10 protein-coding genes are annotated in these 11,164 nt (G+C 64.6%); 4 read left to right on the plus strand and 6 right to left on the minus strand.

Annotated features, from left to right (window positions below; genetic code table 11):
• Position 1: 1 nt before the first annotated feature.
• Positions 2 to 1,015 carry a heat-inducible transcriptional repressor HrcA gene (gene hrcA, locus ACN9MW_RS29860; protein ID WP_426165769.1) on the minus strand — a complete coding sequence of 338 codons (1,014 nt, stop codon included), beginning with the start codon at positions 1,013 to 1,015 and terminating at the stop codon, positions 2 to 4.
• 4 nt (positions 1,016 to 1,019) lie between these two features.
• Complete coding sequence (locus ACN9MW_RS29865) at positions 1,020 to 1,715, minus strand: HAD family hydrolase (RefSeq protein WP_426165771.1); 696 nt, start codon at positions 1,713 to 1,715, stop codon at positions 1,020 to 1,022.
• A 136-nt stretch (positions 1,716 to 1,851) separates the two neighbouring features.
• Between ACN9MW_RS29865 and ACN9MW_RS29870 the strand changes: the two genes are divergently transcribed.
• The 3 genes from ACN9MW_RS29870 (at position 1,852) to ACN9MW_RS29880 (ending at position 4,388) form a co-directional block, all read left to right on the plus strand.
• Positions 1,852 to 2,463, plus strand: a complete 612-nt coding sequence (locus ACN9MW_RS29870) for a hypothetical protein (RefSeq protein WP_426165773.1) — start codon at positions 1,852 to 1,854, stop codon at positions 2,461 to 2,463.
• Between the two features lie 12 nt (positions 2,464 to 2,475).
• Positions 2,476 to 3,051, plus strand: coding sequence for a hypothetical protein (locus tag ACN9MW_RS29875; RefSeq protein ID WP_426165775.1), 576 nt, complete (start codon positions 2,476 to 2,478; stop codon positions 3,049 to 3,051).
• 245 nt (positions 3,052 to 3,296) lie between these two features.
• The gene (locus tag ACN9MW_RS29880; protein WP_426165777.1) at positions 3,297 to 4,388 is read left to right on the plus strand and encodes a glycosyltransferase family 4 protein; all 1,092 of its coding nucleotides are present in this window, start codon (positions 3,297 to 3,299) and stop codon (positions 4,386 to 4,388) included.
• 85 nt (positions 4,389 to 4,473) lie between these two features.
• On the opposite strand, the gene rsmA is transcribed toward ACN9MW_RS29880, so the two are convergent.
• Genes rsmA through ACN9MW_RS29900 form a run of 4 tightly spaced genes read right to left on the minus strand, consistent with a single transcriptional unit; the run spans position 4,474 to position 10,011 of the window.
• Entirely contained in the window at positions 4,474 to 5,244 is a 771-nt protein-coding gene (gene rsmA, locus ACN9MW_RS29885) for a 16S rRNA (adenine(1518)-N(6)/adenine(1519)-N(6))-dimethyltransferase RsmA (RefSeq protein ID WP_426165779.1), read from the minus strand.
• A 15-nt stretch (positions 5,245 to 5,259) separates the two neighbouring features.
• On the minus strand, positions 5,260 to 6,342 hold the full coding sequence (gene pdxA / locus ACN9MW_RS29890; RefSeq protein WP_426165781.1) for a 4-hydroxythreonine-4-phosphate dehydrogenase PdxA: 1,083 nt from the start codon (positions 6,340 to 6,342) through the stop codon (positions 5,260 to 5,262).
• 16 nt (positions 6,343 to 6,358) lie between these two features.
• Complete coding sequence (locus ACN9MW_RS29895; RefSeq protein WP_426165783.1) at positions 6,359 to 7,753, minus strand: peptidylprolyl isomerase; 1,395 nt, start codon at positions 7,751 to 7,753, stop codon at positions 6,359 to 6,361.
• Positions 7,754 to 7,794: 41 nt separating this feature from the next.
• Positions 7,795 to 10,011 carry an LPS-assembly protein LptD gene (locus tag ACN9MW_RS29900; protein WP_426165785.1) on the minus strand — a complete coding sequence of 739 codons (2,217 nt, stop codon included), beginning with the start codon at positions 10,009 to 10,011 and terminating at the stop codon, positions 7,795 to 7,797.
• A 98-nt stretch (positions 10,012 to 10,109) separates the two neighbouring features.
• Here ACN9MW_RS29900 and ACN9MW_RS29905 point away from each other — a divergent pair, with 98 nt between their 5' ends.
• Positions 10,110 to 11,162 (plus strand): aminoglycoside phosphotransferase family protein, encoded by a 1,053-nt coding sequence (locus ACN9MW_RS29905; protein WP_426165787.1) that lies wholly within the window; start codon positions 10,110 to 10,112, stop codon positions 11,160 to 11,162.
• Positions 11,163 to 11,164 lie beyond the last annotated feature (2 nt).

The following is an 11,164-nucleotide window of genomic DNA, read 5'->3' on the forward strand; positions in this document are numbered from 1 at the left end:
TTCAGTGGTTGCTCAGCGCGTTCGACAGCAGCCGCGACGTGATATCGACAATCGGGATCACTCGCTCGTACGCCATGCGGGTCGGCCCGATCACCCCCAGCGTCCCCACGATCTTGCCGTTGGCCTCATAGGGCGCGGTGACCACGCTCATTTCATCCATCGGCACCAGCTGCGATTCGCCGCCGATGAAGATCTGCACGCCGGAGGCCTTGGACGACACGTCCAATAGCTGCATCAGCCCGGTCTTTTGCTCGAACAGGTCGAACATCGCGCGCAGCGAGCTCATGTTCGAGGACAGGTCGGCCACCGACAGCAGGTTGCGCTCGCCGGCGATCACCATGTCTTCCGATTCGGCCATGGCCTCGCTGCCCGCCTCCACCGCCGCCTGCATCAGGCGCCCCATATCGTCGCGCAACTGGCGCAGCTCATGCTGCAGGCGCCCGCGCACGTCCTCGAACGACAGCCCGGAATAGTGCTGGTTGATGAAATTGGCCGACTGCTGCAACTGGGCCGGCGTGTAATCGACGTCGGTCAGCAGGATGCGGTTTTGCACGTCGCCGCCGGGTGAAACAATCACCAGCAGCACCCGCTTTTCGCCCAGGCGCAGGAATTCGATCTGCTGGAACACCGACTCGTGGCGCGGCGCCAGCACCACGCCGGCAAACTGGGTCAGCGACGACAGCATCTGGGCCGCATTGGCAATCAGCTTTTGCGGCTGCGGCGAGGCCGCGCGCAGGCTGGCCTGCACCGCGCTTTCATCGATGTGCTGCACCGTCAGCAGGGTGTCGACAAAGATGCGGTAGCCGCGCGGGGTCGGCACCCGTCCCGCCGAAGTATGCGGGCTGGCCACATAGCCCTGCTCTTCCAGGTCGGCCATGATGTTGCGGATGGTGGCCGGCGACAGCTCCAGCCCGGAAATCTTGGACAGGGCGCGCGAGCCCACCGGCTGGCCGTCGGCGATGTAACGCTCAACCAGGGCTTTGAGCAGGGTTTGGGCACGGATATCGAGATGCATAGGCCTATTCTGCCAACTGTTGTTCCAGCCACGCAAGCAATTCATCGAGCGTGGCGCAAATCGCGTCCGGCTGCGGCGCACCGTCCGGCAGGCCGGCGCCGTGCCGGTTCATCCACACCGCGCGCAAGCCGGCCGCCTGCGCCCCCGCCACGTCCAGCGCCAGGTCGTCGCCCACGTACACCGCATCGTGCGGCGCCACGCCCAGCGCCTGGCAGGCCGCGCGGAAGATGTCCGGCGCCGGCTTGGCCGCGCCGAAACGGGCCGCCGCCAGCGATACCTCGAAATGGTGGGCCAGGCCGATCACTTCCAGGTCGGCATTGCCATTGGAAATCGTGCCCAGCTGCACATGCTGGCGCAGCTTGAGCAAGCCCGGCAGCACATCGTCGTATGGCGTGACTGCATTGCGCGCGGCAAAGAAGTGCGCCATCGCGCCCTCGACATGGGCCGCGTCCTCGCCGGCCGCGGCAAAGGCCGCGTGCAGGCTGGCGCGGCGCAGCTGGCCCAGGTCGATCAGCAGTTCCGGCTGGGCCGCCGCCAGTTCGGCACGGTGCGCGCGCAAGGCATCGATCGACCATTGCGCCGCCACCCTGGGCGCATGAGCCGCCAGCCAGGCGTGCAGCGTCAGCTCCGCTTCAGCGATGACGGGCGCGATCGGCCACAGGGTGTCGTCCAGGTCGAACAGGATGGCTTTCGGCTTCATGGGCGCATTGTACCGCGCCGCGGTTGCAAGCTGTTACAAGGGAAAAGCTGGCCAAATCGGCTATGGATGGTGCAAATGCACTAAAATAGGCGCCGATTTGACCGCGCGACGCGCGCAACCGACTGGAGAAAGTGGAATGAAGAGTAAGTATCTGTCTGCCGCCGCCGCGCTGCTGTGCGTCGCCGGACTGGCCGCCTGCGGCGGCAAGGGCAATGGCAGCATCGCCCTGGTAGTCCAGGTCCTCGGACTGGACCGCGGCGACCTGGTGCTGCAGAACAATGGCGGCGACGACCTGACCATCACCACCGCTGGCAACGGCAGTTATTCCTTCAAGACGCTGATGGCTCCGGACTCCCAGTTCAATGTGAGCATCAAGAGCGTGCCGGCCAACGTCAGCTGCAAGCTGGCCAACAACACCGGCAAGATCAACTACTACACCTACAACCAGACCGTCGTGACCTGCACCCCCGACCCGTACCCGCTGGGCGGCACGGTCAGCGGCCTGGCCGGCAGCGGCCTGGTGCTGGCCAACGGGGCCCAGACCGTGAACGTGGCCGCCAACGGCAGCTGGCAGTTCGCCACCCCGATCGGCAACGGCAGCGTGTATGGGGTCACCGTGCTGAACCAACCGACCAACCCCAGCCAGAAATGCACGGTCGCCGGTGGCACCAACGGCAACGGTACCGGCAAAATCGAGCCAAGTAAGGATATCAATTTCAACTTGATCGTGACTGTTACCTGCAACTAAGAAAGAGTCCAGATGAAAGCAAAATTCCTTGTCGCGGCCCTGCTGGCCGTCGCCCTGGCAGCCTGCGGCGGCAAAGCCAGTTTCACCATTGGCGGCACCATTTCCGGCCTGAACAACAGTGGCCTGAAGCTGAAAACCGCTGCCGGCGACACCGTCGAAGTGCCAGCTGGCGCCACCACCTTCAGCTTCCCCAACAGCATCAGCTACGGCACCGAATACAAGGTCGAGATCGTGCAGCAGCCGGCGCACATGACCTGTGACTTCCTGGGCGGCACCAATGTCGGTTCGGCTGGCCACACCACCTCGATCAACATCCAGATCAGTTGCGTCCAGAACGCCTACGCCGTCACCGGCACCGTGGAACGCTTGACCACTGGCGACTTGACGCTGGTCAACGGTAGTTCGAGCATTGTGGTCGCCAAGGGCGCCACCACCTTCGCCCTGCCCAACCTGCTCCCGGTCGGCACCGCCTACGGCATCAGCGTCCTGACCCAGCCGCCCGGCCTGAAGTGCGAAGTCCTCAACGGTAGCGGCGTAATGGGCGACGAGCCCCGCAACAACGTGCAAGTGGTCTGCAACCCGGCGTGATATAAGCAAGTGGAATGACTGGAATTCCAAAAATAAATTGGAACAATATGCCGCGACGCAGCATAATTACACCTGTCTCCTCCACTTCTTAACAGAAATGGATTCAGCCCGCTCCCTGAGCGGGCTTTTTTTTGTTCCGGCGCCGACCACCTTGCCCTCGCCGGGTCAGCCTTGCTGGCTGCGCCGCTGGTAAGCTATAGTCGGCTACTTTTCGAGAGCGTCCCCAAGTAGAAGGCAAGCACCGCTTGAAACAAGAAAAACTACACCTGCTGTTCATTTGCCCCACCGTTGCCGGCTATATTGGCGGCACCGAAACGGTGGTCAGCCAGTTCTGCCAGCGCCTCAAGCACAAGGCGCAGATCACCCTGCTCAGCGGCGAGCCCGGCGCAGGCCGCAAGCGCCTGGTCGACCTGGAAGGCGTCAAGCTGCTTACCCTGCCGTTCATCGCCCGCGACAGCAAGCTGAACCGAGTGCTCAGCAAGCTGCTCATGACCAGTCCGTTCAAGATCGAGAGCTACAGCTTTTTCCGCTCGCTCGGGCAAAGCGGCATGGACCTGTCGCGCTACGACTACATCGTGACCTTCTACGAAGCCGATGCCTACCTCTTGTCGAAGCGCTACCCGGCGCTGCGCCAGCGTTGCCGCCATTTCCTGCCGGGCGTATCGCTGCGCGGCTTCTTCAAGCGCGTGCCGGCCAAGGACGTGTTTTACCTCGGATACCGCGCAGCGGAAAAGACCCGACGGAAATGGGGCCTGGAGATCCAGTCGCTGCCGCTGGGCGTGGACGGCGCCTTCTTCCCGCCCAGCCCACCGGCCTACCCGGCCGGCAAGCGCCTGCTGTACATCGGCCGCCTGGATGGCAGCAAGAACGTGGACTGGCTGGCGGACTTTTTCATGCAAAGCGGCCTGGCCCGGCAAGGCTACCACCTCGACATCGTCGGCGACGGCCCGCTGCTGGACAGCCTGCTGGCCAAGTACGGCAACGAGCCAAGCATGACTTTCCACGGCAGAAAGCGCCAGGAAGAAGTGATCGGCATCCTGCGCCAGGCCTTCCTGCTGCTGCACCCGACCGACCACGAAAGCTTTGGCCTGACCATCCTGGAAGCGATGGCAGCCGGGATTCCCGTCCTGACCCACGGGCTCGACAGCATCAAGGCCTGGGCCGGGGAACACCCGCGCTACGCCGCCCACCTCGATGCCGCCGCCTGGACCCGGGAAATCCAGAAATTCGAGCAGCCCGCCTACTGGCTCAGCGCCAGCGCCGGCAGCCTCGAGTACGCCAAATCGTTCACCTGGGAGCGCGTGGCAGACCAGGTGCTGGAACTGATCGCCACATGAAAGTCGGGGTCAGGTCTGGCAATCCGCCACAAATTTCGCTATGCGAAATTTGTGGCGGATTGCCAGACCTGACCCCGACTTTCAATCAGACAGGCAGGTTGGCCAGCGCGACGTAGGCTTCCACCGGCACCATTTCCGGGCGGTCTTGCGGGTTGATGCCGGCCGCTTCCAGCTGCTCCGGCGTGAACATGCCAGCCACGCAGTTGCGGATTACTTTCCTGCGCTGCGAGAAGGCTTTCTGCACCACCGCTTCCAGCCGTGCCGGGTCGCAGGCCAGCGGCTGCTCGATCGGGATCATGCGCACGATGGCCGAATCGACTTTCGGCGGCGGGTCGAAGGCGTCCGGCGGCACGATGAACAGCAGGGCCATGCGGTAGCGCCATTGCAGCATCACCGACAGCCGGCTGTAGGCCTTGGTGCCGGGTTCGGCCACCATGCGCTCCACCACTTCCTTTTGCAGCATGAAATGCTGGTCCTGCACAATGGGGGCGAATTCGGCCAGGTGGAACAGCAGCGGCGAAGAGATGTTGTACGGCAGGTTGCCCACCACGCGCAGCTTTTTCCCTTCCGGCACCGGGATGTAGCCAAAGTCGAACTTCAGCGCGTCGCCGGCGTGGATGGTCAGTTTTTCGCGTGGGTAGCGCTTTTCCAGGCGCGCCACCAGGTCGCGGTCCAGTTCCACCACGTGCATGTGCGGCAGGGACTTGAGCAGCAGGTCGGTCATGGCGGCCAGTCCGGGGCCGATTTCCACCATGGTGTCGCCGGCGGCCGGCGCAATGGAATCGATGATGTCGCCGAGGACGCGGTCGTCCTGCAGGAAGTTCTGGCCGAAGCGTTTGCGGGCAATGTGTTTCATGGTTGTTCTTTCTGCTTATTGGCTGGCCTGCGCCATCTGCAGCGCCGCCTCCAGTGCGGCCTGCATGCTGGAGCAGTCGGCGCGGCCCAGGCCTTGCGCGGCCAGGTCGAGCGCAGTGCCGTGGTCGACCGAGGTGCGGATCAGCGGCAGGCCGAGCGTGATGTTGATGCCGTGGCCGAAGGTGGCGTACTTCAGCACCGGCAAGCCCTGGTCGTGGTACATGGCCAGCACGCAGTCGGCGTCTTTCAGATACTTGGGCTGGAACAGGGTGTCGGCCGGGTACGGGCCGCGCGCATCGATGCCGCGCGCGCGCGCAGCGTCCAGCGCCGGGGTGATGGTATCGATCTCCTCGCGCCCCAGGTAGCCGTTTTCGCCGGCATGCGGGTTCAGGCCCGCCACCAGGATGCGCGGCGCGGCGATGCCGAACTTGCCGCGCAGGTCGGCCTGGATGATGTCCAGCGTTTGCGCCAGGCTCTCTTGCGTGAGCGCGGAGCTGACCTCCTTCAGCGGCAAGTGGGTGGTTGCCAGCGCCACGCGCAAGGGCGGTGCATCTTCTGCGCCGGCGGCTGCACGCGGCTGGCCGGCCAGCATCATCACCACGCGCGCGGTGCCGGTCTGCTCGGCAAAGTATTCGGTGTGGCCGGAAAAGGGCACGCCGGCGTCGTTGATGGTGGATTTCTGCACCGGGGCGGTGGCCACGGCTTCGAACCAGCCGGCGCGGATGCCTTCGATGGCGGCGTCCAGCGTGGCCAGCACGTAGCGGCCGTTTTCCTTGTCCAAGACGCCCGGCTGCACATGGGCGCCGAGCGGGATGTCCAGCGCGCACAGGCGGTCCGCGCCGAAGTGCGGCAGGCCGGCATTGCGCGCCGCCATGGTGGTGACGGCGCTGATGCGGATCTCGGGATCGATGGCCGAGGCGGTCATGGCCAGGAAGGCGGCGTCGCCCACCAGCACCGCATTGACCTGGTGCCGCATGGCCCAGGCGGCGCGGATGGCGATTTCCGGCCCGATGCCGGCCGGCTCGCCGGTGGTGATGGCAATCACCGGACGAACCCCGGGGCGCACACCTGGGCGACGTGCTTGCAGGTTGGCGCTCATGGTGTCCCCCGCCTGCTTATTTCAACGATTCGTCGCGGAACTCGACGTAGGCGCGGTCGCGCACCTGGCGCTGCCAGTCTTCCACCGCTTCCACCAGCTTGCGCTCGCGCAGGGCGTTGCGGGCCGCGGCGCGCTGCTTCTCTTTCGAGACGTCGTCGGTCTTGCGCTCCAGCACCTCGATCAGGTGGTAGCCGAAGGACGATTCGACCGGTTCGGACACCTGGCCCAGTTTCAGGCCGTTCATGGCCTGCTCGAATTCGGGCACGGTGTCGCCAGGGTACAGCCAACCGAGGTCGCCGCCCTTGCTGGCGGTGCTGTCGTTGGAGAACAGGCGCGCCAGCTCCTCGAACTTGGCCGCCTTGTTGTCCAGGCGCTCCTTCAGTTCCAGCAGCTTGCGCTTGGCGTCGGCCGCGCTCATGGTCGGCGTGACTTTCAGCAGGATGTGGCGGGCATGGGTCTGCTGCACGGTTTCCTGGGCAGCCGCTTCGGCCATGCTGCGCTTGTCGACCAGCTTCAGGATGTGGAAGCCGGCTGCGCTCTTGATGATCGGGGTGTTCTGGCCCGGCTTCAGCTTGTTCAGCGCCTCGGCGAAGATCGGCGGCAGCGCGCTGCCCGGGCGCCAGCCCACGGCGCCGCCCTGCAGCGCGTCGGACGCGTCGGAATAGGTGGCGGCCATCTTGGCGAAGTCGGCGCCGGTGCGCAGCTGGCGCAGCACTTCTTCGGCGCGCTTCTGGCGCTGGCCCAGCACTTCGGGCGAAGCATTTTCCGGGATGCGCACCATGATCTGCGAGATGTTCAGCTCGAACTGCTCGGACGCCGCCGCTTTCTCGGCAGCGATGAAGCTGTCCACTTCCGCTTCGCCGATGGTGATCTTGTTGTCGACCTCATACTCGCGCAGGCGCTGCATGATGATCTCTTCGCGGATCTCTTCGCGGAAGGAGGCGAAGGTGGTACCCTCCTTCTCCATCTGGTTGCGCAGCTGCTGCACCGTCATCTTTTGCTGCTCGGCGATGCGGGCAATGGCGCGGTCGAGCATATTGTCGTCCACCCGCACCCCCATTTCCTTGGCCAGCTGCAGCTGGGCGCGCTCCACGATCATGCGCTCGAGCACCTGCTTGCGCAGTTCGGCCTGGTCAGGCACGGCCAGCTTCTGCTGCTGCATGCGCGCCACGATGGTGGCCGCGCGTTCGTTCAGTTCACGCTGGGTGATCACTTCATCGTTGACGATGACGGCGATGGCGTCGATCGGCGCGTTGGCCGACTGGCCCGGCGGCGTGAAGCCCTTCGATGGCGCCGCCTTGGCAGCAGCGGCTGCCGGCACTGTCGGCTTGGCCGGCTTGGCGTCCTGCGCCAGGGCCGGGACGGCAAGGGAAGCACACAGCAGGGCAACAGCTAATTTGATCGGGTGCATATCTGAAACGCTCATGTATCAGTGTGGATGAAATCGAAAGCTTAACGGCCTTCATTGACGCGGCGATAGCCAGGAATGCTGTTCTTCAGCACCTCCAGCGGGTTGCCGAAACCGAGCTTGGACAAGCCGTTCAACTCCAGCTGGAAGAAGAACTGGGTCGAGGTCTTCTTGGCCGTGGTGACGAAGCGCTGCGCGCCCATGCGGAATACCCAGCAATCGCAGTTGTATTCCAGCCCCACCACGCTTTCCAGCATCTTGTGCTCGCGCAGCGAGTATGACACGCGGCCGACGCCGAACCACTTGTCCGAGATCGGCCACTGGGTCGACAGGTCGGCATTCTTGAAGCTGTCGCGCACATAGCGGTAGCCGGCGTTGAGCACCTTGTAGGTGCCCGGCTGGTACTGCAGCGACATATTCGAGGTGGTGACCTTGCTGGTGCTCGGGTTGTACTGCACCAGGCTGTCGATGCCCCAGGAATTGGAGATGCGGCCGGTGGCCGCCAGCAGCATGTCGGAACGGGTGCTGTTGACCGGCGTTGAATTGTCGATCTGCACGCGCTGGTCGGCGAAGTAGAAGCGCTGGCCGAACGCCAGGCGCAGGCGCTCGGCGCCGGACGACTCCAGGAAGCGCGACACGACTGCCGCCGTCACCTGGTTGGCGTCGCCGATGCGGTCGGAACCGACAAAGCGGTTCTCGCTGAAGATCTGCGAGAAGTTGAAGGTGGCCGGCGCGGTGTCGAAGTTCGGGTACTGGTCCTGCTTGCGGTACGGCGTGTAGACGTAGAACAGGCGCGGCTCCAGGGTCTGCGTCAGCTTCTTGCCGGCAAACTTGGTATCGCGCTCGAAGATCAGGCCCGAGTCGAGCGAGAAGGTCGGCACCGCGCGCTGCAGCGAGCGCGACGGGTCGCTGCCGAAGGCGTCAAGCTGGTAGGCGCTGGCGTTCAGCATCACTTTCGGCGTCACGAAATAGGAAGCGCCGATGATCGGGTAGCTGAGCTGCGGCACCGCCACCAGGCGGTTGCCCTTGATCATGTCCGGGTGCCAGAAGCGGGTCAGCTCGGAATCGAGCTGCCAGTCGAAGCCGCCGACGTCGTAACGCGCCGCGTGCAGGTTGATCGCCGGCAGGCGGTCGTAAGGGCGCGAGACCGGCAGATCGGGGTCCTGCAGCACGTGGTACTTCTGGGCGCGCGCAGTCAGGCTCCAGTATTCGCCGCCGTAATCGGTGCGCAGCTCCTTGAGCAGCTGGCGCTCGGACGACGATGCCACGGTCTTGGAAAAGTCGTTCGGATAGTTGTCGTCGGACGCGGCGCGCAGGTTCCAGCCATAGGTCCAGTCCTCGGTCAGGTGCTGGGTGTGCACCGTATGCAGCTGCCAGCGGTCGCGGTTGGCTTCCTTGTCGTTGGGCAGGTACTCGAGCAGGGTCCTGCCTTCGTAGTAGTTGCCACCGTCGGTCTCGCCCATGTAGCGGGCCACCGCGCCCAGTTGCAGGCCGCGGCGCGCGATGTAGCGCGGGTACAGCGTCAGGTCGCGGTTGGGCGCGATATTGAAGTAATACGGCAGCACCAGCTCGGCCCCGCCGCGCGAGGAGTACGACGGTGTCGGCGGCAGCCAGCCGGAGCGGCGCGCGCCCGACAGCGAGAACGACATGGCCGGCGTGCCCAGGATTGGCACGTCCTTGAAGTAGATCAGGGTGGCGCCGGCCGTGCCGACGTCGCGCCCCTGGTCCAGGTTCAGCGAACGCGCCTTCACATACCAGTCCGGGTTCGGCCCCTGGCAGGTGCTGTAGGTGCCATCGACCACCTGGGCTTCGTCGTCGTTCAGGAAGTTGATGCGCTGCGCCTTGCCCTGGGCGTTATTGGCTTCCAGCTGGTAGGTCGGCTGCAGCGCATAGCCGCGCGCCGTTTCCAGGTTCAGTTTCAGTTCATCGGCCGTGTAATAGTCGCCGAAGCGCCACAGGCGCACATTGCCCTTGGCCTCAAGCTCCTGCTCCACCTGCTGGAAGCTGGCCGAGTCGGCGGTCACGCGCGTCTTGTCGTGCACGACTTCCACGTCGCGCATCAGGCGCAAGTCGCGCTCGGGGCGGCCGGCCATGTCTTCGGCGCGTATGGTGGTCGGTGCATTCTTGTCTTCCACATGCGGCGGGCGCTTGGCCGCTGGATGCGACTGCGCATGGGCGGACATCGCCGCGGTGGCGGCGGCAATGGCGGTCAAGGCGAACGCCCAGCGCTTTGGGTTGGGGGGTGCCAGGAACCGGGTCATGGGTGGGACGCGTGAAACACCATAAAGGCGATTTTTTAATGTGAATCCCTTATTATATGGGAATCTTTACCACTCACTGGATTTCGCAGGCTGCTTTAATGTCTTTATTGTCTAATTCACCATCCCCAGCCGCCGATCCACGCCTTGCCGAGCTTACCGAATGGCTGCAAGGCACCGGCCTGGTGGACGCCGCTTCGGCGCGCCCTGCCTCCGAGGATGCCAGCTTCCGCCGCTATTTCCGCGTTGACGTGCTGCCGGCGCACCGTGCCGCGCACGGCGCCACCCTGGTCGCCATGGACGCCCCGCCGCAGCGCGAAAACGTGCCGGCTTACGTGAAGGTCCAGGGCTTGCTGGAAGCTGCCGGCGTGTCGGTGCCGAAAATCGCCGCCGAGAACGTCGCGCAGGGCTTCCTGCTGCTGTCCGATCTGGGCACCACCACCTACCTGCAGGCGCTGAACCACGATTCGGCCGCCACCCTGTATGCCGAAGCGCTGTCGTCGCTGGTCAAGATCCAGCAGGCGAGCCAGCCCGGCGTGCTGCCGGAATTCGACCGCGCCTTCATGCTGCGAGAATTGAATATCTTCCCCGAGTGGTATATCGGCAAGCACCTGGCCGCCACCCTGAGCGAAAAGCAGCAGCAGGAACTGGACAAGGTATTCGAGGCGATCCTGGCCAACTGCCTGGCGCAGACCCAGGTCTATATGCACCGCGACTACCACTCGCGCAACCTGATGTGGATGGACGAGGGCAACCCCGGCATCCTCGACTTCCAGGACGCTGTGTGGGGCCCGATCACCTACGACGCCGCCTCGCTGCTGCGCGACGCCTACGTGTCGTGGGACGAGGAACTGGTGCTCGACTGGCTGATCCGCTACTGGCAGCACGCGCGCAGCGCCGGCCTGCCGCTGAAGAAGGACTTTGACGATTTCTACAAGGACTTCGAATACATGGCCTTGCAGCGCCACCTGAAGATCCTCGGCATTTTCTGCCGCCTGAACTACCGCGACGGCAAGCCGCACTACCTGGGCGACCTGCCGACCGTGATGGAATACGTGCGCAAGACCGCCAACCGCTACCGCGAACTGAAGCCGCTGATCAAGCTGCTCGACTCGCTGGAAGGCACCGCGCCGCAAGTCGGCTACACCTTCTGAGG

The organism is Pseudoduganella sp. R-34 (assembly GCF_049904655.1).
Lineage (GTDB): Bacteria > Pseudomonadota > Gammaproteobacteria > Burkholderiales > Burkholderiaceae_D > Rugamonas.